Source organism: Mangrovimonas sp. CR14 (assembly GCF_011764015.1).
Taxonomy (GTDB): Bacteria; Bacteroidota; Bacteroidia; order Flavobacteriales; family Flavobacteriaceae; genus Mangrovimonas; species Mangrovimonas futianensis.
The window spans coordinates 397,513-420,412 of sequence record NZ_JAAFZY010000003.1; the positions used below are offsets into that span (position 1 = coordinate 397,513).

At 35.4% G+C, this 22,900-nt stretch carries 21 protein-coding genes; 14 read left to right on the top strand and 7 right to left on the bottom strand.

Annotation, left to right across the window (positions count from 1 at the left end):
* Positions 1–82 precede the first annotated feature (82 nt).
* From GZ212_RS07780 to pabB, 3 genes are read right to left on the bottom strand one after another with little or no spacing between them, the layout of a single operon-like run.
* Positions 83–2,080 carry a thioredoxin family protein gene (locus tag GZ212_RS07780; RefSeq protein WP_166958747.1) on the bottom strand — a complete coding sequence of 666 codons (1,998 nt, stop codon included), beginning with the start codon at positions 2,078–2,080 and terminating at the stop codon, positions 83–85.
* Positions 2,080–3,408, bottom strand: a complete 1,329-nt coding sequence (tilS, locus tag GZ212_RS07785; RefSeq protein WP_240923785.1) for a tRNA lysidine(34) synthetase TilS — start codon at positions 3,406–3,408, stop codon at positions 2,080–2,082. Before tilS ends, GZ212_RS07780 begins: the two co-directional genes overlap by 1 nt.
* Before the next feature lie 50 nt (positions 3,409–3,458).
* A complete protein-coding gene (pabB, locus tag GZ212_RS07790) occupies positions 3,459–4,754 on the bottom strand; it encodes an aminodeoxychorismate synthase component I (RefSeq protein WP_166958749.1) in 1,296 nt (431 codons plus the stop codon).
* Positions 4,755–5,102: 348 nt separating this feature from the next.
* Between pabB and GZ212_RS07795 the strand changes: the two genes are divergently transcribed.
* Complete coding sequence (locus GZ212_RS07795) at positions 5,103–5,984, top strand: aldose 1-epimerase family protein (RefSeq protein WP_166958751.1); 882 nt, start codon at positions 5,103–5,105, stop codon at positions 5,982–5,984.
* A 96-nt stretch (positions 5,985–6,080) separates the two neighbouring features.
* Positions 6,081–6,671 carry a hypothetical protein gene (locus GZ212_RS07800; protein WP_166958753.1) on the top strand — a complete coding sequence of 197 codons (591 nt, stop codon included), beginning with the start codon at positions 6,081–6,083 and terminating at the stop codon, positions 6,669–6,671.
* Between the two features lie 32 nt (positions 6,672–6,703).
* Here the strand turns inward: GZ212_RS07800 and GZ212_RS07805 are convergent, their stop codons facing one another.
* The gene (locus GZ212_RS07805) at positions 6,704–7,126 is read right to left on the bottom strand and encodes a MotA/TolQ/ExbB proton channel family protein (RefSeq protein WP_053972013.1); all 423 of its coding nucleotides are present in this window, start codon (positions 7,124–7,126) and stop codon (positions 6,704–6,706) included.
* Between the two features lie 185 nt (positions 7,127–7,311).
* Here GZ212_RS07805 and GZ212_RS07810 point away from each other — a divergent pair, with 185 nt between their 5' ends.
* Both GZ212_RS07810 and GZ212_RS07815 read left to right on the top strand, forming a co-directional pair.
* The gene (locus GZ212_RS07810) at positions 7,312–8,358 is read left to right on the top strand and encodes a sensor histidine kinase (protein WP_166958755.1); all 1,047 of its coding nucleotides are present in this window, start codon (positions 7,312–7,314) and stop codon (positions 8,356–8,358) included.
* A 2-nt stretch (positions 8,359–8,360) separates the two neighbouring features.
* Positions 8,361–9,077 carry a LytTR family DNA-binding domain-containing protein gene (locus GZ212_RS07815; RefSeq protein WP_166958757.1) on the top strand — a complete coding sequence of 239 codons (717 nt, stop codon included), beginning with the start codon at positions 8,361–8,363 and terminating at the stop codon, positions 9,075–9,077.
* Between the two features lie 67 nt (positions 9,078–9,144).
* On the opposite strand, the gene lpdA is transcribed toward GZ212_RS07815, so the two are convergent.
* The 3 genes from lpdA to GZ212_RS07830 form a co-directional block, all read right to left on the bottom strand.
* The gene (gene lpdA, locus GZ212_RS07820) at positions 9,145–10,545 is read right to left on the bottom strand and encodes a dihydrolipoyl dehydrogenase (protein ID WP_166958759.1); all 1,401 of its coding nucleotides are present in this window, start codon (positions 10,543–10,545) and stop codon (positions 9,145–9,147) included.
* Positions 10,546–10,640: 95 nt separating this feature from the next.
* Positions 10,641–11,267, bottom strand: coding sequence for a CPBP family intramembrane glutamic endopeptidase (locus GZ212_RS07825; protein WP_166958761.1), 627 nt, complete (start codon positions 11,265–11,267; stop codon positions 10,641–10,643).
* 3 nt (positions 11,268–11,270) lie between these two features.
* Positions 11,271–11,729 (bottom strand): Lrp/AsnC family transcriptional regulator, encoded by a 459-nt coding sequence (locus GZ212_RS07830; RefSeq protein ID WP_166958763.1) that lies wholly within the window; start codon positions 11,727–11,729, stop codon positions 11,271–11,273.
* 158 nt (positions 11,730–11,887) lie between these two features.
* On the opposite strand from GZ212_RS07830, the gene GZ212_RS07835 reads away from it, so the two are divergent.
* From GZ212_RS07835 to ribB, 10 genes are all read left to right on the top strand, one after another.
* The gene (locus GZ212_RS07835; RefSeq protein WP_166958765.1) at positions 11,888–13,087 is read left to right on the top strand and encodes an aminotransferase class I/II-fold pyridoxal phosphate-dependent enzyme; all 1,200 of its coding nucleotides are present in this window, start codon (positions 11,888–11,890) and stop codon (positions 13,085–13,087) included.
* Positions 13,088–13,206: 119 nt separating this feature from the next.
* On the top strand, positions 13,207–14,694 hold the full coding sequence (nhaC, locus tag GZ212_RS07840) for a Na+/H+ antiporter NhaC (RefSeq protein ID WP_053972007.1): 1,488 nt from the start codon (positions 13,207–13,209) through the stop codon (positions 14,692–14,694).
* A gap of 212 nt (positions 14,695–14,906) precedes the next feature.
* Positions 14,907–15,545 carry a peroxiredoxin gene (locus tag GZ212_RS07845; protein WP_053972006.1) on the top strand — a complete coding sequence of 213 codons (639 nt, stop codon included), beginning with the start codon at positions 14,907–14,909 and terminating at the stop codon, positions 15,543–15,545.
* 77 nt (positions 15,546–15,622) lie between these two features.
* Positions 15,623–15,931, top strand: coding sequence for a co-chaperone YbbN (locus GZ212_RS07850; RefSeq protein ID WP_166958767.1), 309 nt, complete (start codon positions 15,623–15,625; stop codon positions 15,929–15,931).
* Between the two features lie 2 nt (positions 15,932–15,933).
* On the top strand, positions 15,934–16,191 hold the full coding sequence (locus GZ212_RS07855; RefSeq protein WP_053972004.1) for a hypothetical protein: 258 nt from the start codon (positions 15,934–15,936) through the stop codon (positions 16,189–16,191).
* A 178-nt stretch (positions 16,192–16,369) separates the two neighbouring features.
* Complete coding sequence (locus GZ212_RS07860; RefSeq protein ID WP_166958769.1) at positions 16,370–16,738, top strand: diacylglycerol kinase; 369 nt, start codon at positions 16,370–16,372, stop codon at positions 16,736–16,738.
* Positions 16,739–16,799: 61 nt separating this feature from the next.
* Positions 16,800–19,190, top strand: a complete 2,391-nt coding sequence (locus tag GZ212_RS07865; protein WP_166958771.1) for a DNA translocase FtsK — start codon at positions 16,800–16,802, stop codon at positions 19,188–19,190.
* A gap of 16 nt (positions 19,191–19,206) precedes the next feature.
* Positions 19,207–19,845: an outer membrane lipoprotein carrier protein LolA gene (locus GZ212_RS07870; RefSeq protein WP_053972001.1), complete on the top strand. Its 639-nt coding sequence runs from the start codon at positions 19,207–19,209 to the stop codon at positions 19,843–19,845.
* 8 nt (positions 19,846–19,853) lie between these two features.
* Positions 19,854–21,716, top strand: coding sequence for an LptF/LptG family permease (locus GZ212_RS07875; protein WP_166958773.1), 1,863 nt, complete (start codon positions 19,854–19,856; stop codon positions 21,714–21,716).
* A 16-nt stretch (positions 21,717–21,732) separates the two neighbouring features.
* A complete protein-coding gene (gene ribB, locus GZ212_RS07880) occupies positions 21,733–22,887 on the top strand; it encodes a 3,4-dihydroxy-2-butanone-4-phosphate synthase (RefSeq protein ID WP_053971999.1) in 1,155 nt (384 codons plus the stop codon).
* Positions 22,888–22,900: the final 13 nt, after the last annotated feature.

Sequence of the window (22,900 nt, forward strand, 5' to 3'; positions counted from 1 at the left end):
CATGATTTTTAGTAAAGCTAACATTTTTCCATAAAAAAAGCGACCCAGTCTAAGGATCGCTTTTTGATTATGACTTTTCGTTCTATTTATCTCCCTTAAAGGCTTTGACACCATCCACTAACCAATTATAATACTCCAAAGGATCTGGTGTGTATCCCACTGGCAAACTGATGTCATTACCTTCGGTATCCTGTAACACATATAATGGTTGGGCATTGGTGTTATATTTTGTTTGTTGATATTCCAACCATTTTTGCCCATAAGTTCTGATGGTGTTTCCTGAAAATTCTGACTCGTATTGCTCATCTTTTGGCAACTTGGTCCTATCATCTACATAAAGCGAAATTAGAACCACTTCGTTATTTAAAACGCCAAAAACACGATCTTCTACCCAAACCTGTTCTTCCATTTTTCTACAGTTTACACAAGTAATTCCCGTAAAATCAAGCATTACAGGCTTATTAACCGATTTGGCATAAGCCAATCCCGTTTCATAGTCATGAAATGCAATTAAATCTTGAGGTCCTAGATGAGCACCTTCTGGCAATTCTTTCATAGCTGATTTTGAATCCAGTTGAGTCGTCTGCTTCTTAGTGTAACCTACACCATACGGGGATTCGCTATTGGTTGTTAATGGTGGTGGGAACCCGCTAATTAATTTCAAAGGTGCACCCCACAGTCCAGGAACCATATAAAGGGTAAATGCCAATGCTATGATTGCCAAACTTAATCTACCTACTGAAATATGCTCCATTGGTGAGTCATGTGGCAATTTGATTTTCCCTAATAAATACAATCCCAAGCATCCAAAAATGGCAATCCAAATGGCCAAGAAAACCTCTCTTTCCAAGAAATGCCACTCCAAAACCAAATCAATCATAGAAAGGAACTTAAAGGCAAAAGCTAGTTCTAAAAAGCCCAACACTACTTTAACGGTATTAAGCCAACCTCCAGATTTTGGCAACGAATTTAACCAACTTGGGAAAAAGGCAAAAAGGGCAAATGGTAAAGCTACAGCAGATGAAAATCCTAACATACTCATCACTGGGGCAATTCCACCTTTTGTGGCAGCATCCAATAATGCTGTACCTGCAATAGGAAATGTACATGAAAATGATACCACCGCTAATGCCAAGGCCATAAAGAAAATTCCCATAATACCACCTCTGCTTGCTCCTTGATCTACCTTATTCACCCAGGAGTTTGGCAACATAATTTCAAACGCTCCCAAGAATGAAAAAGCGAACAAAACCAAAACGATAAACATTATAGAATTGAACAGCACTCCTGTAGAGAACTCATACATGGCGTTACTACCGAATAATGCCGAAACCGCAGTTCCTAAAAGCGTGTATATGACAATAATAAAAAACCCATACAACAAGGCGTTTCTAATTCCTTGACCTCTTGTTTTACTTTGCTTTGTAAAAAAGCTAACGGTCATTGGGATCATTGGGAACACACAAGGTGTTAACAATACCAAGAATCCGAGAAAAAATGAAGTAAAAAATATTGATAGCAGGCCATCGCTTTCTTCTGAACTGTCTGTTTCTGCTTGCTTGACAACCAAACCTTCTTCTTGTGGCTCTTCAAAAGTCACCTCAGATTCAGAGACTTTTTTAGCTTTGGTTAAATCAAAGGTCATATTATAAAACTTGTAAATACACCTAGCATCATCACAAGCTTGATAGGAAATTTCAGAATTGATGGTTTCCAAATCCTTATTAGTCAATTCTATTTTTTGTGTAAATGTGGCTTGGGAATCAAAAAAAGTCATATCCATTTCAAATACTTTATCATATTTGGTAATGGACTTACTTTCTGAGGCTTTTCCAACCAATTTAAAATTGTTTGCCATTTGGATGGAGTCATATACAAACTCTGTTGGTAGTGCTCCTCCCTCTGGTAAATTTTGAGAATAGAGATGCCAATGATCATCTATATCCGCTTGGTAAACCAATTCGTATTCTGTTTCTGAAATTTTATGGACTTCACCACTCCATTTGACGGGGTCCAAAACTTGTGAATTAACTTGTAGGGCTGTTATAAAAAATAAACAAGCAGTTATGAATGACTTCATTAGCAAAGCTTTATTTTAAGTATTTGTTTTGTTGTTTTAGTTACTTTAAACCTATTGTCCGCTCTTAAATTAATGACCCAAACCACATCGGGTCCTGAACAGAGTAAATAGATTTTTTCCTTAGTTCGCAAAGATAGCTTTTCATCTTTTAAAAGCTTGCTTATTTTCTTTTTTCCTTGCATACCAAAAGGGTAAAAATAGTCGCCTTTTTTCCATGGTCTTACGGTCAAAGGAAAATTTAACAAATCTTTATCAACATAGATAGTATCTTTGGTAGCGTCAATTATTTCACCTACTAAGCCCATAGAAATTACACCTAGATCTGTTATTATTTCAGTATCTAGTTGGGATGCTTCTATTACAATGGTTTTAACTTCACTTTTGGAAATTTCTGATAGTATTAAGCGCTCCCTATCCCTTAGCAAAACATAATCTTTTGAAAAAAATTGTTTTCCTGTTTGGGCATCCAAAAGCGCCACCATATCATTCCAATTTGAAAAACCATATTCCTTGAAAATTTGATACAAATAGGCCTTAGGGCTTGATAAGGATTTTAACTTCTCTATGTTGAATTGAATATGATTTGGTGAAATTTCATTTGCCACATATTCAAAAATATCATCAATCTGGTCCTCAATAATCAACTGGCTTTCCTTTAAATGTTCTTGGGTCTTATTGAAATTTTGAAGGAACTCTGGATTAATTTCCTTAAGTAAAGGAACCACATGATGTCTTAATTGATTGCGCACATATTTATCTGAAGCATTGCTACTGTCTTCTCTCCATGCCATATGTTCTTCTTGGGCATAAGTCTCTAAATCCGCTCTAGAAAAATTCAAAAGCGGTCTTATTACCTTTCCATTCACACTTGGAATTCCAGTTAATCCATCAAGTCCCGTTCCACGGGAAAGATTGATCAAAAAAGTTTCTAGATTGTCATCAGCATGATGAGCAGTCAGGATATAATCAAAATTGAAAGTAGTAGCTAATTCCTCAAACCAATGATATCGAAGCTCTCTAGCAGCCAATTGGGTGGATAGTTTTTGTTCTGAGGCATATTCTGACGTATTAAAACTTTCCAGAAACACCTCCACATCCAAAGTTTCAGCCAATTCAAGCACAAAAGTTTCATCTGCGTCACTTTCGGCACCACGTAAATTGAAATTACAATGCGCCAAACTAATGTTTAATCCTAATTTATAGCTTAGGTGAGTTAAGACCACACTATCTAATCCACCTGAAATGGCGATTAATAGTTTAGCATCCTTTAGGAAAGGAAAATTATCATTGATATGTTCTTGAAACTTTGGGAACAAACGCGCTAACATTTTTCAAATATACAGCATGAAAAGTAAGAATTATGTAATATCGGTTACATTTAACCTTCAAGAACCTCCCTCATGGCCTTGGCTTTTACCAAACATTCCTCATACTCTTTGTGTGGATCACTTTTAGACGTGATGGCACCTCCAACGGAATAGGATACATATTGGCGACTTGCATTATACAGAATACTGCGAATGACCACATTAAAATCAAAATCTCCATTCGGTTTAAAATAACCTACAGCACCCGAGTAAAGACCTCTTTTCGTTTCTTCATATTCCTCAATGATTTTCATAGCCGAAACTTTAGGGGCCCCTGTCATACTCCCCATTGGGAATGTTGATTGAATCAAATCTACAGAGTTGACACTTTCTGGGACTTCAGAAGTAATGGTAGAAATCATTTGATGCACCTGCGGAAATGTATAAACCTCACACAATTCCTCTACTTTTACACTCCCTTTTATTGCTGTTTTGGATAAGTCATTACGAACTAAATCCACAATCATAATGTTCTCACTGCGCTCCTTTTCATCTTCCTTTAACCCTTTTTTCAAAGCTTGATCTTCTTCTGAATCCTTTGACCTTTTGGCTGTACCTTTAATAGGTTGTGAAGTTAATTTACTCCCAGATCTTTTCAGGTAACGCTCTGGTGATGCTGACATCAGGTATTTATCTGAAATTTTTAAAAAGCTAGCAAATGGCGGCTTTGAAATGGCATCCAACTTTAAATACGTTTCCAAAGGATTTATTAGAGTCTGTTCAGCATAAAACTCCTGACAGAAATTCATTTCATAAATATCGCCTCTATGAATGTGGTCTAAAATATGTGAAAGCTTATCAAAGTATTCATCCTTATGGATTCTCAACTTGATTTTCACCGGCTCATCAATTCTATGGTTTGACAAAGTTTCAGAAGTTTGACTGATAGCCCTAAAATCACTTTCAACCTCACCTGCACAAGCTTCCTCGTAAAGAAATTCGACTTGCTCTCCTTTGATTAAAATAATTTTCTTTGGTTGAAAAAAATACAAATCGGGAAACTCCAATTGGTCTAAATTATCAGATTTTAAATCCTCAATATCATTTTTTAAATCATAAGTCAAATAACCGAACATCCAATCCTGAATGTTTTCTTGATAAGCCTTTAATTTTTCAAAAGCATTCATACTGTCCGTCTTTAAAAAAGACATGGCATCGACTGCTAGGAGAGCATCATAGCTTGAATATTTCTCAATATAATTGTTTGAATCCAACCATGAAATTTCATTAAACCTCAAACTCCAGTTTAAAAGTTTTTTTTTGAAGATTTCCAGCTCCTCTAATTGATATGTAACGTGACTTCTCAAGCAACCAATTTATGGTAACAAATTTCAAAATAAATAGGAGAGTCTACAAGTTTAAATTCTAAAAAGAAAAATCCCTTTCCAAAACTTGAAAAGGGATACAATAATCGCTTGTATATCAAAACCTTCCTAACAATAACTTTTTTAACCTAAGTTTTAGCTTTGATTCAATTGATTATTTTGCTTCCAATTATTTAATGACTAAAACGACATTTTAGATTGATTCGTATCTTAATTATCCGTGATACCTTAATTTTACAGTGTAATACCTTTTTACTAATGAAAAAGGTCATTTTGCAAATTACATAAGAAAAACATTTAAACACTGTAAATCAGTCATATTTCGATAAAATGAAGGTTTTAAAAAATAGTTTTATTCAAATTCAGGTCAATCCAGTTGGTGCTGAACTTAGTAGTATAAAAGGTCAAAAATCCCATACAGAATTGATGTGGAGTGGTGATTCCAATATTTGGAATGGGATCTCACCCATTCTTTTTCCCATTGTTGGGGGTTTAAAGAATGACTCCTTCACTCATGATGGTAAAAGCTACCAATTACCTCGTCATGGTTTTGCGAGAAGAAATGACCAATTTACTCTGGTGGAAGAATCAAATTCGAAACTGACATTTTCATTGACCAGTAACGAGGACACTAGAAAAAAATACCCTTTCGAATTTGATTTTTTCATCACATATGAACTAAAGGACAATGAAATAACCATTACCTATAAAACCGTCAATAAAGGGAACAGCAACATGTTTTTTTCCATTGGGGCCCATCCAGCTTTTATGTGTCCCGTTTTTGAAGGCGAAACCTATCAAGATTACGTCTTAGAATTTAACCATGAGGAATCTTCAAAACGCCAATTACTTAACCATTATGGTTTGTACAATTTGGAAACCGAACACGTCTTCACAACCCCTAATTCGATTGAGCTAACAAAGGACCTATTCAACAAAGACGCTCTGGTTTTTACAGATTTGAAATCGGATGTGATTACTTTAAAGAGCAAAATTAATGGTGATATTTTGAGTGTTAAATTTAGTGGATGGCCTTACATGGGGATTTGGGCCAAACCCAACGCGCCTTTTGTTTGTATTGAGCCATGGTTAGGGTTGGCAGACCACATTAACACCAATCAAGAGCTATCAGAAAAGCTAGGAATAATTACTTTAAAAGAAAAAGACAGTCATACGGCTTCATATTCTATTATTATCAACAATAAATTTTAACCTAAAATCGTTTAAATGATACTTTTAGGCTAATGGATTAAATTTTTTAAAAATTCCTTATTATATTAGAAAGGTTATCTCTTGATTCTACTTTAAATGAACAGTTCTATTTTTCAAATATTACCTACATTGGAGCCTTTTGATTATACCCAACATTTTGAGGGACAATTTAAAGACAAGGAATGGGTATTGATAAATGGCATTAATGACAAGAAAGTAACCTATATATTCAAACCTAATAACGTATTGAAAATTGTTGATAGCGGAACTACTATCAAAACAACCTGGAGTTTTATTAATTCCAATTTTCTTTCCATTCAAAGTGAAGATGGCATTCAGCTCGTTAAAATTTATTATAAAGGTCAAGATATGATGGTCATGAACCAGAGAGGCTCTGATGACTATGTTATGTTTGTGAACCAAACAAACTATGATGAAGATTTGGAGACCGAAGAAGATTTAAGACGCTTTTTACACAAAAAATATGTGCAAAGGGCTTCTGAACTTATTAAAAAACATCAGTTTTACTACATTCAAAATTCCGAAGAATTTGGACCTTTTACCGTTGAAGAATTAAACATCAAAGTTCAAAAAAATGAGTTGAGTCATCACTGCTTTGTAAGGGACATTAATGAAGACGATTATAGCAGTAGATTACGGATTAGGGATTTACTGAGAGAAATATAAATAAAAAAAGCGATCCTTTGGGATCGCTTTTTTTATTCTACATGACCTGCCTTCTGTAAACTTCTTAAAATTAAGATGCCTATTCTTGAGACTATAAAGACAAAACTTCCGAAAATAGCCGTCAAAAAAGACACTTTGAGTCCGCCAGCAATCATGGCAGAATTCAATTCTTGATTGAATCCTTCTATGGCGTCAAAAGCTTGAACCATCCCTATAATAGAACCCAAGAATCCCAATACTAGACCAAGTAAACTCACATCGCTCACAAGCCTCAAATATTTTTTAACCTTCAAGGGTTCGGTTTTGAGAACTAAACCTCCTTTTATGATAAAAAAAGCTGCCAATAAAAGACAAATTAAAATTAAAGACATAAAAAATGGACCTCCCTCCATAAAACGATCCACAAAAGGACCTGATAAAATAAGTAACATAGCTACACAGATTTTAATATTCATGTTTGTTTGATTTTGTTTAGCAAACTTAAAAGGTAAATCCCTTCAAAAAATAGAATTGCGACCGATGACCAATTTAAAGACGGTTTTAACCGAAATGTCAAATCCCTTCCTAATCTGGTTATTTGTCTATAAAAAAACTTTTGCCAATAAATTTACCTTAATATTGTTAATGAAATAGTGCATCAATGAATTTCCCCTTATTAAAACTCTTAGGTCGTTTCTTTATACACGGCATATTTTGGTGTGGTGTGCTTCTGTTTTACACCTACTTTTTTGGAGTGGGAACGGATGATTTCACCTATGTGCTTTCATTTTCGCTATTCTTAATGCCTATCACTATTGCCGCCACTTACGTAAGTATTTACAAGCTTATCCCTGACTTTTTGATAACTAAAAAATATGGCTTATTTGCTTTATACAGTATTTATACCTTAATCATTTCAGGCTATCTTATTGTGCTCTCTGTTATGTTTGGCCTCACTTATTTGTCCAATTTCAACTATGAAAACATGGCCCCAATTAGCAAAAGTCTGCTTTTTGTGATGGTCGCCGTTTATTTGGTAGTGGTCGTAGTAAGTGCTTTCAAACTCCTAAAATTAAATTTTAAACAGGTGCAACTTAACAGCAACCTTCAGCAAAAAATACTAGAAACCCAATTACAGATTAAAGAGCAGGAGTTGCACTACCTCAAGATGCAAATCCACCCTCATTTTTTATTTAATACGCTAAATACCATTTATGGCTTCGCTTTAAAACAATCTGATGCGACTCCAGAAATGATTATCAAACTTTCAAATATCTTGGATTATATCTTATACCAGGTCCAGAAACCTAGTGTTCCTATTAACGAAGAGCTATTGCATATACAGGATTATATAGATTTGGAGAAAATTCGATTTCACGATAGTTTATCGGTAAGCTTTGAGAAACAAATCCAAAATGAACATTTGAATATTCCCCCCATGCTCCTACTCCCCTTTGTTGAAAATAGTTTTAAGCATGGTAGCATCATTAATGGTATTTTAAGAATCAAAATAGACATAACATTCCAAGATAAATCCCTTAAATTTTATATCGAAAACAGCTCATTAAATAACAACCAGTCTAAATCTGGTATTGGCTTGGAGAACATTAAAAAACGTTTAAATTTATTATATCCCAATCAATTCGATTTGAATATCAAAAATGAAAACAACATTTTCACCGTCCATTTGGAAATCCATAATCTATAACCATGGCAAAACCTCATAACATATCCTGCCTAATTGTAGATGATGAATCCATGGCCCGAGAAATCATTAGGAATCATTTATCTAAAATCGACAATATAACTGTAGTTGCCGAATGCAAAAATGCCATGGAGGCGTTCAATTATCTGAATAGCCTGCACATTGATTTGATTTTCCTTGACATTCAAATGCCAGAGATAAGCGGTATTTCCTTTGCCAAATCCATCAATCCAGAAACTAAAATCATTTTTACTACTGCTTTTAGAGATTATGCGGTAGAAGGTTTTGAATTAAAAGCCGTGGATTACCTCTTAAAGCCTATAACCTTTGAGCGTTTACTAAAAGCAATCAACACCTATTTTGAGGTATATTCTTCAATTCCTTCCTCAATTAAAAAAGAACCTGAAACCAATCAATTTATGTTTGTACGATCTGATCGTAGAATGCTTAAAATTGATTTTGACGCCATTTATTTCATTGAAAGCTTTAGTGATTATCTTAAAATCCATTTAGAAAATGAGGTGGTGGTAACACGTGAGAACATTAGTACTATGGAAGGCAAATTACCTCAAAAGCAATTTATCAGGATTCATAGATCCTTTATTGTGGCTTTAAATAAAATGGATTCATATACCAACGACTATGTGATTATTCAAAACAAATCTTTAACCATAAGTCGGAGTTATAAAAAGGATGTTTTGGAACAATTAGAAGCATACTAAAAAAGCACCTTAAAAAGGTGCTTTTTTTCAAGATTCTGAATCAAGTTCAGAATGACAATTAATTTTATTAAACATGTAAAGCTCTATCGTCAGTAGCTGCTAAAGCTGCTTCTTTTATAGCTTCTGTAAATGTTGGGTGTGCATGACTCATTCTTGATACATCCTCTGCAGAAGCTCTGTATTCCATAGCGACTACCGCTTCAGCAATCATATCAGCTGCACGGGCACCAATCATGTGTACCCCAAGGATTTCATCTGTAGATTTATCTGCAAGTATTTTTACAAAACCATCCAAATCCATACTGGCTCTAGATCTACCCAAAGCTCTCATAGGAAACTGTCCCACTTTATAGGCAACGCCTTTATCCTTTAATTGCTCCTCAGTTTGACCTACAGCAGCCACTTCTGGCCAAGTATAAACCACACCAGGAATTAAATTATAATCGATATGTGGTTTTTGTCCGGCTATAGTTTCAGCTACAAATACACCTTCTTCTTCGGCTTTATGTGCCAACATAGCGCCTTTAACCACATCACCAATCGCATAAATATTAGATACGCTTGTTTGAAGGTGATCATTCACTTCTATTTGACCTCTATCAGTGATTTTTACTCCAGCGGCTTCAGGGTTCAAACCATCAGTAAATGGACGTCTACCAACAGATACCAAGCAATAGTCTCCTCTTAATTCAACTTCTTCACCCTTTTTATTATCTGCCTTCACAACCACTTCATCTCCTACTCTTTCAACAGATTTGACTTTGTGAGAGGTATTGATGGTGAATTTTTGTTTCTTCAACACTTTATTAAGCTCCTTGGATAATCCACTATCCATGGTTGGGATAATGCGATCCATGTACTCCACGACAGTTACTTCAGCTCCTAAACGCTTATAAACTTGACCTAATTCCAAACCAATAACACCACCTCCAATTACAATAAGATGTTTTGGAACTTCTTTAAGTTTCAACGCTTCAGTTGAAGTTATAACCCGCTCTTTATCAATATTTATAAATGGTAAACTTGAAGGTTTACTTCCTGTAGCGATTATCGTGTTTTTAGCTTCAATTTCTTCTTCCTTCTCTCCTGAAATAACGATATGGGTTGCATCTTTAAAGCTTCCAACACCTTGATAAACATCTATATTATTCTTCTTCATCAAGAAATCAATACCGCCAGTAGTTTGATCTACTACAGATTGTTTTCTAGCAACCATTTTTTCAAGATTGACTTTGATTTCCCCTGGAATATCTATTCCGTGGTCTTCAAAATGCTTGACAGCATCTTCATAGTGATGGGACGAATCTAAAAGCGCTTTACTCGGGATACATCCTACATTTAAGCAGGTACCACCAAGTGTGGAATATTTTTCTATGATAGCAGTTTTCATTCCTAGTTGGGCACATCGTATTGCGGCCACATAACCACCAGGTCCAGAACCTATTACAGCTACATCGTATGAATTCATAAGAAAGGTTTTGATTAATTTGAAATAAAACGGTAACAAAAATACAATTTTGAATTCCAAATACCGAAATATGCTTTGCTAATTTTTTATACTTATTAGGTAGGAAATCCTAACATACCTCCCATGCCAACCATAAATAGCCAACTGCCATACAAGGCATGCTCAATGGAGACCAATAAAGTGGATTTGGTTCTTTGATAAGTCAGCGCAAAAATGACTCCACCAATAAAGGTAAGGACATGAACCATGGTATTTCTAAAGAATAAATGAGCCAAAGAAAATAGAATGGCATTCATAAAAATCAGGAGGGCTTCACTCTTGAAAAAATCAGAATACCTTTTAAAGAAAAACGTTCGATATAAAAGCTCTTGAGGATATACCGAGAAAAGGATATAAACCAAAGTAAACAAAAACCAATAAAGTGGTTTTTCCATCATAAAAGTAAATAAATGCTCTCTATCGGTTAGAAGCACAAAAATGATTGTAAATACAGCAAGGACAAAAAACTTAACAAGGGTACGCTTTATAAAAACACTCCAATGAATTTCCTTTTGAATAAAAAAAGTTACTCCTTCAAGTTTGATCATCACCCACAACACATATAAAAAACCTAAAACACCCAAACTCACTTTTATTGCAACCGGATAATCCATGGCAAAGCTTACTGGAAAAATCACAAACAGAATAAAAAACTCGATGAGCCTAAAGGTTTTTTCTTTCATAATCTAAATATTTACAGCCGTAGTATGCTTCACTTCATTGATGACAAACATACTGTGGGTGCTTCCAATATGATGAATCGAGGTCAACTTATTCACAATAAATTCCCTAAATTCGGCCATATCTGCCACAACTACTTTTAACAGATAATCATAATCCCCACTCACATGGAAACACGCTACCACCTCTTTAAGCGTAGTCACATTTTTTTCAAAATCAACTACAAAATCGTGTGAATGCTGAGTAAGTTTGATATGGCAAAAGGCAACAAAAGATTTATTAATCTTTTCTTTATTAACCAAGGCCACATACTTTTTGATGACCTCATTTTTTTCTAACTTTTTAATGCGTTCATAAACTGCCGTAACCGACAGGTTTAATTTCAAGGACAATTGTTTGTTTGTTAATTTACAATCTTCCTGAAGCAATTTCAATAATTCCCTATCAATTTTGTCAAATTCCATTTTTTGAAAATTTTTCTAATAAATCATTTGGCAGCTATGTGCTTCAAACAAAACATCTACAATACGCATTAAATTTAGTGTTATTTTCTAAATAATACCATATATATTGATTTTTAGTCTTTATTTTATGAATTTTGACTAATTAAAAACTATATACAATGGCATTTAAACCTGCAAACAACATACAAGATTTACAATATTTTGGAGAATTTGGCGGTGTAAACCCGTCTATCTCAGACTCCTCAACCTACACCTTTCTATCGGCCAAAACCATGTTTGATACCTTTGAAGGTAATGCTGATGGATGCTACCTATATTCCAGACACTCATCACCTTCCAACCTTTATTTAGGCGAAGCTTTATCTGCTATGGAGGGAACAGAAACTGCCAATGTTACGGCATCTGGTATGGGAGCTATTACGCCTGTAATCCTACAACTTTGTGGAGCTGGAGATCACGTTGTTTCCAGTAGAACTATTTACGGTGGGACTTATGCATTCTTGAAAAACTTCACACCAAAATTACAAATAGAGACCACCTTTGTAGACATCACTAAATTGGATGTGGTTGAAGCTGCCATCAAACCCAACACAAAAATCCTTTACTGCGAAAGCGTGAGCAACCCTTTACTTGAAGTTGCTGATATTAAGGGTCTTTCGGAATTGGCTAAAAAGCACGGATTAAAATTGGTTGTCGATAACACCTTTTCCCCACTTAGCATTTCACCTGCCAAATTAGGAGCCGATATTGTTGTTCACAGTTTAACCAAATTCATTAATGGTGCTTCTGATACTGTGGGTGGTGTCGTTTGCGGGACCCAAGAGTTTATTGATAACTTAAGAAACGTTAATGATGGGGCATGCATGCTATTAGGATCTACTATGGACAGCCTTAGAGCCGCTTCCATTTTAAAGAACCTAAGAACCCTTCATATCAGAATGCAACAACACAGCAAAAATGCTATGTATCTGGCTCAAAAATTTGAAGCAGATGGTCTAAAAACCGTTTACCCTGGGTTAGAGTCGCACCCGTCACATGAATTATTTAAATCCATGATGAACGAAACCTATGGTTTTGGAGGCATGATGACTGTTGACGTGGGATCCTTGGAAAAAGCAAATGAATTAATGGAATTAATGCAAACCAAAAATTTAGGGTATTTAGCCGTTAGTTTAGGATTCTACAAAACTCTATTCTCTGCCCCTGGGACATCAACTTCTTCTGAAATTCCAGAAGAAGAGCAAAAAGATATGGGATTGAGCGATGGTTTGATACGATTTTCAATAGGATTGGATGCCGATATCGAAAGAACTTATACGTTAATGAAGTCTTGCATGACCGATCTAAACATTTTATAAAACCCAACAAACTACAACCAACTTGGAACACCCGATTTAAAATCGGGTGTTTTTTTTTGAATTTGCATAGCTTTTTTGAAAATCGTAACATTACAACTCAAAAATTCTAACATAACTAAATGGAAAGCCAAAACATCAAACCTAGACATCCAGAAGACGAACATATAGTAGAAAATAAGGAACTCAATATATGGGAAGCCTTAATTCCAGTATTTGCCTTGGTGGCCATGTTGTTTTACAATGTCTTTTTTGTTTTTGGTGATGACGCCCTAAGTGGAAGCAATCAGTTTATTCTTTTATTAGGAGCAGCGGTAGCCGCCATTGTAGGTTTTTTCAATAAAGTTTCCTATGAGCAAATGCTCGAAGAAGTTGCCGAAAACATAAAATCGACATCAGGTGCTATACTCATATTATTAATGGTAGGAGCTTTAGCTGGAACCTGGCTTATTAGCGGCATTATTCCTTCCATGATTTATTATGGACTGCAAATATTAAATCCAACCATATTTTTGGCTGCCAGTGTTATTATTTGTGCCATTATATCCATAGCCACGGGAAGTAGTTGGACCACTTCTGCGACAGTTGGTATAGCCTTGATTGGCATTGGGAATACATTGGGTATCTCTGCAGGGATGACCGCTGGAGCCGTTTTATCTGGTGCTTATTTTGGAGATAAAATGTCTCCTTTAAGTGATACTACCAATTTAGCTCCTGCTATGGCCGGAGCAGGGTTGTTTGAGCACATAAAATATATGGCCCTGACCACGGTTCCCACCATTACCATTACTCTCATTGTTTTTATCATTATTGGTTTGAATTTGGACACCCACGGTACCGCCAATGTAACAGATAAACTGACTGCAATTGATGGAGCATTCAATATTTCACCTTGGTTGTTTGTTGTCCCAGTTTTAGTCATATTTATGATTATCAAAAAAACACCACCTTTAATCGCTCTACTTGTAGGAACTTTATTAGGTGGTATTACCGCTTTAATTGCACAACCTCAAATTGTAACACATTTAGCAGGAGCAGAAAGCCTTACTTTTGAATCAGCATACAAAGGTGTTATGAATGCCATTACCGTTGGAGGATCTGTAGAAACTTCAAGTGCCGAATTAAATGATCTATTCAGCTCTAGCGGTATGGAAGGCATGCTGGGAACCATTTGGTTAATTATTTGTGCCATGGTTTTTGGAGGCGTCATGGATGCTATTGGAGCTTTAGCTAGAATCAGTAAAGCATTACTAAGTTTGGCTTCATCAACTTTCGGGTTGTTTGCCAGTACTGTAGCAAGCTGTTTAGCTTTGAATGCTACGGCTTCAGATCAATACTTAGCATTGGTCGTTCCTGGTAAAATGTTTAAAAAAGCCTATGATGACAAAGGTCTAGCCCCTGAAAACTTAAGTAGAACTTTGGAAGACTCTGGAACGGTAACCTCTGTCTTAGTTCCATGGAATACTTGCGGCGCCTACCAAAGTAGTGTACTAGGTGTAGATGTAGCTCATTATGCCTACTATGCCATTTTTAACTGGCTAAGCCCTATAATGACCTTGATATTTGCTGGTTTCCAAATTAAAATTAAACAAGCTACAGGCAAACTATAATAAATAATCAAGACTTTCACATATTAATTACAAATCACATAGTTATTAATGATGAAAATTAAACTATTAGCAATTTAAACACCTCTTTATTATTGCGATATCTGAAACCTATTTTGTAATAAGAATATATAATAAATTGTTATAGTGATTTCCCTCAATGATTGAGTATTTTTGCACTAGAAATTAATTGTAAAATCTTAAACATTATACATATGTCATTTGTAGGAAAAAAATTCCCAAATTTAAATGTTGACGCCATGAATGAAATGGGTGATACTTTCAAAGTCAATGTTCTTGAAGAAGCTATCAACAACAACAAAAAAGTAGTTTTGTTTTGGTATCCAAAGGACTTTACTTTTGTTTGTCCAACAGAATTACACGCATTCCAAGCAGCTATTGGAGAATTTGAAAAGAGAAACACTATTGTGATTGGTGCTTCTTGTGACACTCCTGAAGTTCACTTTGCATGGTTAAACACTGCTAAAGATAATGGTGGTATCGAAGGTGTTACTTACCCAATCTTAGCAGATTCTAACAGAAACCTTGCTTCTACTTTAGGTATTTTAGATATCACTAACGAAACTTACAACGAAGAAACAGGAGTTGTAACAGTTGAAGGTGATAATGTGACTTATAGAGCTACTTACATCATTGATGAAGAAGGAGTTGTTCAACACGAGAGTATCAACAACATGCCACTAGGTAGAAATGTTGGTGAATACCTAAGATTAGTAGATGCTTTAACTCACGTTCAAGAAAAAGGTGAGGTATGTCCAGCAAACTGGGAAGAAGGTAAAGATGCTATGAACGCCAACAGAGATGGTGTTGCTTCTTATTTAGCTTCACACTAATTAAACTTCATTTAAATTAAATAAATTGTTCCCCAAGTTCCTATTTATGAACTTGGGGAGTTAAATCCCCTTAAATTATGGTACAGGAATTAGATCAAGATAATTTACAGGAAATCATTTCACAAAATGACACTGTAGTTGTACAGTATTCTGCCACTTGGTGTGGAAACTGTAGAATTATGAAGCCTAAGTTTAAAAAATTGGCTACAGAAAATGAAACCATGGCATTTGTAATTGCAGATGCAGAAAAATTTCCTGAGTCAAGAAAATTGGCTACTGTAGATAATTTACCTACGTTTGCTACGTTCAAAAATGGTACGTTTGTAGAACAAACGCAAACAAATAAATTTGAAGTATTGAAGGAATTGGTTGATCAAGTGAAATAATTATGAAATTACCTGTTATTAAACATTTAACCCAATTCATTGAAGAAAACGACGAAGATTACGTTGTTGAAACCATTGAAACACTTGAAGCTTTAACCGAGGTCCCATCACTAAAGGACGAGGAGCTTGATGTTATTGGAGAATTAATTTCCAATATGTATGGAGCTGTAGAAGTTAACAAAATGATCAAGAGCGGAACGCCTAAAAAAGAAGCTTTAAATGCGTTTATGAAACGTGTTATGGGTTCCATAGACAATTGATATATCCCTAGTTACTAATTAATAGTAATGCTTGAAGGCTCCTTGGATTATTCTTTGGAGCCTTTTTTATGAAATATTACACCAAAGCATTTACGCTTCCTTTTATTTATTGCTACTTTTAACTTCCTAAAACTATTTCATTAGGTATCGAAAACTTCAGAAGTACATTTTTATAAGAATGGATAAAAAGGAATCTCTTTTAATAAATAGATTAAAAAGTATTAAGTACGCTTTTAAGGGCGCTTGGATTCTGGTAACAACAGAATCCAGTATCCAAATTCAAGTGTTTATTGGCATTATCATGACCATCTTAGGTTTTGTATTTGACTTATCTGCAACAGAATGGATGATACAAACATTAACTATAGGCATCATCATATCCATAGAAGGAATAAATACCGCCATAGAAGAAATCGCCAATTTTGTACATCCACAAATTCACCCTAAAATTGGACTCATAAAAGATTTAGCAGCAGGGGCTGTTTTTATTTTTGCTATTACAGCTATAATTGTTGGTTGTTTTATATATTTCCCTAAGATTTTTTAAATTTCTTAACTTTAGGAATAACCCGAGTAATTTGTATTTTTGCCCATATAAGCACCCATGAATGGCTAAGAAGAAAACCAAGTCTAAAACAACCACGAAACCAAAATTTAAAGCGCCTAGTTTCAAGTTATCTAGTCAGCAAAAATTGGTGTTTGGTAGCTTTTTAATCATTTTGGGCATTTTGCTTTTTGTTGCCTTTATTTCCTATTTCTTTACCGGGAATGCAGATCAAAGTACGCTATCTGAATTTGCTTCTAGAGAGGTGAAAACAAAAAACTGGGCCAGTAAAACTGGGGCTTGGTTAAGTGAGTTTTTCATCAGAAAAGGATTTGGGGTTTCATCCTTTATTTTCGCTGGTCTTATTTTTCTCTCCGGAGTATATGTCGTTTTGGACTCCAACAAAGCCAAACTGAAAAAATATTGGTTCTGGGGCACCTATTTAGTGATATGGTTCTCTATTGCTCTCGGTTTTTTTACCAGTCATATAGATATTTTGGGTGGAACTATAGGATATGAAGTGAATACCTTTATACAGGACTATTTAGGAAAAGTTGGCACAATCCTCCTATTGGTTTTTGGCTTTATTATTTATTTAGCCATTAGGTTTAGGGTTACTGCCGAAACCATTGGAAACCTATTTACTTCTGCAAAAAAAGAAATAAAAGACGAATTCCCAGTTTCTGAAAATAATACAGACACCCCGATTATTGATAATGATTTAACTGCTGAAGCTGAAGATATTAAATCTGCTTTTGACTTATCTGTAGAAACAAGCAGGGAAGTAAAACAAACGGAAGACATTCCGGAGCCAGTTCTTAAGCAAGTTGAGCCCATCAAAGAAGAACCACAGTCTCATGAAAATGAAGTGACTATTGAAGTTGAGGAACATGAAGAGGAAGAAGCCGAGACGGACAATTTGGCAAATAAATTAGTTGAAGATTTTGGGCAATTTGACCCTACCCTTGAATTAAGCAAATATCAATTCCCTTCTCTGGATCTATTGAAGAAATATGAATCTGAAGGAATTACCATCAATCAAGAGGAATTAGAGGAAAACAAGAATCGTATCGTTGAGACTCTAAACAATTACAAAATTGGCATTTCAAGTATTAAGGCTACAATTGGACCAACTGTCACGCTTTATGAAATTGTTCCCGAAGCGGGAGTGCGAATTTCCAAAATCAAAAACTTGGAAGATGACATTGCCTTGTCTCTTTCAGCATTAGGAATTCGAATTATTGCCCCAATACCTGGAAAAGGAACTATAGGTATTGAGGTTCCCAATAAAAACTCAACCATCGTTTCCATGCGATCGGTTATTGCATCCCAAAAGTTCCAAAAATCGGAAATGCAACTTCCTATTGCTCTTGGGAAAACAATTAGCAACGAAACCTTTGTTGTTGATTTAGCAAAAATGCCACACATGTTAATGGCTGGTGCGACAGGTCAAGGAAAATCGGTAGGTTTAAATGCTGTTTTGACCTCCTTATTGTATAAAAAACATCCGGCAGAGGTCAAATTTGTTTTGGTTGACCCTAAAAAGGTGGAATTAACGCTTTTTAATAAAATTGAACGTCATTATCTAGCGAAACTACCTGACTCTGAAGATGCCATCATAACAGACAACACCAAGGTAATCAATACATTGAATTCCCTTTGTATTGAAATGGATAACCGTTATGAATTACTAAAAAATGCCCTTTGTAGAAATATTGCTGAATACAACGCCAAATTTAAAGCCAGAAAACTAAACCCGAATGATGGTCATAGGTTCTTACCTTACATTGTTTTGGTGGTTGACGAATTTGCAGATTTAATTATGACTGCTGGCAAAGAGGTAGAAACCCCTATAGCCCGTTTGGCACAGTTAGCTAGAGCCATTGGTATTCACTTAATTATTGCTACTCAAAGACCTTCTGTAAATGTGATTACGGGTATCATTAAAGCCAATTTCCCTGCCAGAATAGCATTCAGGGTGACTTCAAAAATAGATTCCAGAACCATTTTAGATGGCTCGGGAGCAGACCAACTTATTGGTCGTGGAGATATGTTATATACCCAGGGTAATGATATGATTAGACTGCAATGTGCCTTTGTGGATACTCCGGAAGTGGAGCAAATCACAGAATTTATTGGGTCACAAAAAGCTTACCCTGATGCCTACCTTCTGCCAGAATATGTAGGGGAAGAAAGTGGCACAAGTATTGATATAGATTTGGGCGACCGCGACGACCTATTCCGTGAGGCTGCAGAAATCATTGTAACCGCCCAACAAGGATCAGCCTCCTTGTTACAACGTAAACTTAAATTAGGGTACAATCGAGCTGGTAGAATCATCGATCAGCTAGAAGCCGCAGGTATCGTTGGTGGATTTGAAGGAAGTAAAGCGAGACAAGTTTTAGTTCCTGATTTAATTGCTTTAGAGCAGTTTTTAAACGAAGAAAATAGTTAAAGAGAAACAATACAACATGAAACATTTAACCCTCATTTTAGCCCTTTTAATTGGTACTCTTGGATTTGCACAAGACAGTAAAGCCAAAGCGCTTCTTGATGAAGTATCCAAAAAGGCTAAAAGCTATGAGAACATCAGTTTGGATTTTAAATATGCCCTGGAAAACCTTTCAGAAAACATCAACCAAGAAACTCGAGGTGATGTAGTTTTACAAGGAAACAAATATCGATTAAACATCTTAGGAGCCACTAGAATTTATGATGGCAAGACTTTATACAGCATCAGCCCTGATGATGAAGAAGTTACCATTTCAAAACAAGATGCCAATGACGAAAACAGCATCACTCCAAATAAAATGTTGACCTTTTATGAGGATGGCTATACCTATAAAATGGATATCGATCAAACCGTAAAGGGAAGAAAGATTCAATATGTAAAATTGACTCCGATTGATTCTAAATCTGAAATAAAATATGTGTTATTGGGAATTGATGCCCAAACCAAACACATTTACAATTTGATGGAAATTGGAAAGAATGGAACAAAAACAACCCTTACCGTTAATTCTTTCAAAACAAATCAACCCATTTCAAAAAGCTTATTTACTTTTGACGAGAGTAAATACAAAGATTACTACATCAACAGATTGGATTAGTTGACCCTTTGAAAATTCTTGACAGGTACATATTAACCACCTATTTAAAAACTTTTATCAGTGTGTTCGTTATACTCATGCTGATTTTTGTTTTACAAACCATTTGGCTCTATATCAAGGAGCTGGCTGGTAAGGATTTGGATATTGTTGTTGTTGGTAAATTCTTAATTTATTTCTCCCCAAGATTGGTAACATTGGTATTACCATTAACCATTCTTTTGTCTTCAATCATGGTATTTGGAAGCTTTGCAGAGAATTATGAGTTTGCCGCCATGAAATCTACGGGCATATCCTTACAAAGAGCCATGGCTGGATTAAGTGCCTTTATTGTTCTTTTGGCTTTTTTAACCTTCATTTTTGCAAATACAGTCATTCCGTGGGGGGAATATAATTCCTTAAACCTAAGGAAAAACATCGCCAAACTTAAACCGGCAATGGTAATAGCTGAAGGGCAATTTAACGATGTCATAGACTACAATATTAAAGTGGATAAAAAATCTGGTGATCGTGGTCAATTTTTAGATGGTGTCCTTATTCATAAAAAAAACAACAAAAATAGTAGAGGTAATCATACTACCATAGTGGCTAAAAATGGTGAATTAGTTGGAAGTGAAGAATCCAATGTTTTGAAATTAATTCTTCATGAAGGGTATTTTTATGATGATTCCCCGCCTAAAGATTACAAAGATCGCCAAAAAAGACCCATGACTAAGAGTTCGTTTGAAACTTATACCATCAACATTGACCTTTCCGGCTTCAACAATCAGGATATGGATGAAAAAGAAGTATCCAATAAATACAGCATGTTGAGCATGAAGGATCTTAGCTATACCATTGATTCCTTAAAAACTGATATTGCTAAAGTTCATAGCGAATTTTCTGAGAACTTATATTCTCGAACCAATCTACCTGTTATGAATTCGGGAATTAAGGCCAAAAAGGACACCATATATACGGGAGACATATTGGATTTATTTGATACCCGTAAAAAAGTTCAATTGATAGATTTAGCTACAAACTCCATAAAAAGTACCAAGCAAATAGTCAAAGTAAAAAAGGAAGGCTTTAAGCAGAAGAAAATATGGATGTACAAACACGTCTTAGCTTACCATGATAAGGTCGCATTGGGATTTGCTTGTGTTATTCTATTTTTTGTCGGGGCGCCATTAGGAGCTCTAATCAGAAAAGGAGGATTGGGCTTACCTATGGTAGTTGCCATTCTATTATTTTTAACCTACCATTTTATTGGGATTTTTGCTAAGGAAAGTTCTGAAGGGGGCGCCATGAATCCTGCTTTAGCTCCTTGGGTGTCAACATTGATCATGTTTCCTTTAAGTATCTATCTTACCAGAAGAGCCACACAAGATAGAGGATTGTTTGAATTTGACCACCTGATTGAACCCATTAAAAAACTGCTTAAAATTAAGCCAAAAGAAGAAAAGGCAAGAAAGGAACTTCCCAATGAAGTTGCTGAAATCATGGCTAATAGAGAGCTTGCTCCTGAAAAAATAGATTCAAAAAATGTCATTCAGGTAACTAAATTACAAGAGGATTTTACTGTTTTTTCCAAGTTCAGTTTTATTTTTTATATCGCGGCTGCCATTTTGGTTCCACTCTTCTTTATTCTGAAAAACAATAAATTTCCTGAGCTTGCTTTAGTAAGCTTGCAACTGGGGATAATTGCCTTGTTTATATGTCTTGTATACTATGTCGTATCGACCATAGTCAGTTTTAAGCTTTATAGACATGTGCCCAAATCTAGCTTTTCAAAAAATCCTGTCAGTTTAATTTTAGGATACCTATTTTATCCTTTAAGTCACTTTCTTAGAAAGAATAAAATAAATCAAGACATTTCAGTTAGTTTAAAATAAGCCATATCTTTGCATCATGACAGAAGAATTGACCCTAGAACGTCCTATGATACAGTTAAATACCATCCAAGAAGCCATTGAAGATATTAGAAATGGCAAGGTAATTATTGTTGTTGATGATGCCGACCGAGAGAATGAAGGTGATTTTTTGGCAGCTGCTGAAATGGTAACCCCAGAAATGATCAATTTCATGGCTACTCATGGACGTGGATTAATCTGCGCCCCATTGACTGAAAAACGTTGTAAGGAACTGGAACTTCATATGATGGTCAATAATAATACCGACCCTATGGAAACGGCCTTTACCGTTTCGGTGGATTTAAGAGGTAAAGGTGTAACCACCGGTATTTCTGCAAGTGATAGAGCTAAAACCGTAAAAGCTCTTATCGATCATGACACGAGACCTTTTGAATTGGCCAGACCTGGACACATATTCCCATTGGTAGCTAAAGAAGGTGGTGTTTTAAGGCGAACTGGCCATACTGAAGCCGCTATTGATTTCGCAAGATTGGCAGGTTTGAAACCTGGTGGTGTTATTGTTGAAATCATGAACGAAGATGGGACTATGGCTCGCTTACCACAATTGATGGAAGTGGCCAAAAAGTTTGATCTTAAAATTGTTTCTATTGAAGATTTGGTTGCTTATAGAATGCAACATGACTCTTTGATTGAAAAGAAAGAAGATTTTGATATTGTAACACGTTTTGGCTCTTTTAGGTTGCGAGCATATCAACAAACAACCAATAGCCAAGTACATATTGCACTTACTAAAGGAAGTTGGAAGGCTGATGAACCAGTCCTTACAAGAGTTAATTCAACTTTAGTAAATAATGACATTTTAGGAACGTTAACTAACAATGCTGATAAAAAATTGGACGACATGTTCAAGTTAGTCAGCGAAGTAGGAAAAGGTGCCATTATCTTTATAAATCAACAGAACCAATCCACTAATTTATTAAATAGGCTCTCTGAGTTAAAAGTTGCTCAAAATGCCAAAGACGTTATCAAGGCTCCTGGAATTAAAATGGATAATAAAGACTTTGGTATTGGTGCTCAAATTCTTCATGATCTAAACATCCACAAACTTCGTTTGGTCTCCAACAGTGAGCAGACCAAACGAGTGGGAATGATAGGTTATGGTTTAGAGATTGTTGATTATGTTAATTACTAAGTGATTAATTAAA

Bases quoted from the DNA above. Each gene is read 5' to 3' on its own strand.
- GZ212_RS07860 (WP_166958769.1), top strand. From the start codon at position 16,370: ATGGATAAAAAGGAATCTCTTTTAATAAATAGATTAAAAAGTATTAAG.
- GZ212_RS07830 (WP_166958763.1), bottom strand. From the start codon at position 11,729: ATGGAATTTGACAAAATTGATAGGGAATTATTGAAATTGCTTCAGGAA.
- GZ212_RS07850 (WP_166958767.1), top strand. From the start codon at position 15,623: ATGGTACAGGAATTAGATCAAGATAATTTACAGGAAATCATTTCACAA.
- GZ212_RS07805 (WP_053972013.1), bottom strand. From the start codon at position 7,126: ATGAATATTAAAATCTGTGTAGCTATGTTACTTATTTTATCAGGTCCT.
- nhaC (WP_053972007.1), top strand. From the start codon at position 13,207: ATGGAAAGCCAAAACATCAAACCTAGACATCCAGAAGACGAACATATA.
- GZ212_RS07845 (WP_053972006.1), top strand. From the start codon at position 14,907: ATGTCATTTGTAGGAAAAAAATTCCCAAATTTAAATGTTGACGCCATG.
- GZ212_RS07855 (WP_053972004.1), top strand. From the start codon at position 15,934: ATGAAATTACCTGTTATTAAACATTTAACCCAATTCATTGAAGAAAAC.
- tilS (WP_240923785.1), bottom strand. From the start codon at position 3,408: ATGTTAGCGCGTTTGTTCCCAAAGTTTCAAGAACATATCAATGATAAT.
- GZ212_RS07800 (WP_166958753.1), top strand. From the start codon at position 6,081: ATGAACAGTTCTATTTTTCAAATATTACCTACATTGGAGCCTTTTGAT.
- lpdA (WP_166958759.1), bottom strand. From the start codon at position 10,545: ATGAATTCATACGATGTAGCTGTAATAGGTTCTGGACCTGGTGGTTAT.
- GZ212_RS07795 (WP_166958751.1), top strand. From the start codon at position 5,103: ATGAAGGTTTTAAAAAATAGTTTTATTCAAATTCAGGTCAATCCAGTT.
- GZ212_RS07835 (WP_166958765.1), top strand. From the start codon at position 11,888: ATGGCATTTAAACCTGCAAACAACATACAAGATTTACAATATTTTGGA.
- GZ212_RS07865 (WP_166958771.1), top strand. From the start codon at position 16,800: ATGGCTAAGAAGAAAACCAAGTCTAAAACAACCACGAAACCAAAATTT.
- GZ212_RS07815 (WP_166958757.1), top strand. From the start codon at position 8,361: ATGGCAAAACCTCATAACATATCCTGCCTAATTGTAGATGATGAATCC.
- GZ212_RS07825 (WP_166958761.1), bottom strand. From the start codon at position 11,267: ATGAAAGAAAAAACCTTTAGGCTCATCGAGTTTTTTATTCTGTTTGTG.
- GZ212_RS07810 (WP_166958755.1), top strand. From the start codon at position 7,312: ATGAATTTCCCCTTATTAAAACTCTTAGGTCGTTTCTTTATACACGGC.
- GZ212_RS07870 (WP_053972001.1), top strand. From the start codon at position 19,207: ATGAAACATTTAACCCTCATTTTAGCCCTTTTAATTGGTACTCTTGGA.
- GZ212_RS07780 (WP_166958747.1), bottom strand. From the start codon at position 2,080: ATGAAGTCATTCATAACTGCTTGTTTATTTTTTATAACAGCCCTACAA.
- ribB (WP_053971999.1), top strand. From the start codon at position 21,733: ATGACAGAAGAATTGACCCTAGAACGTCCTATGATACAGTTAAATACC.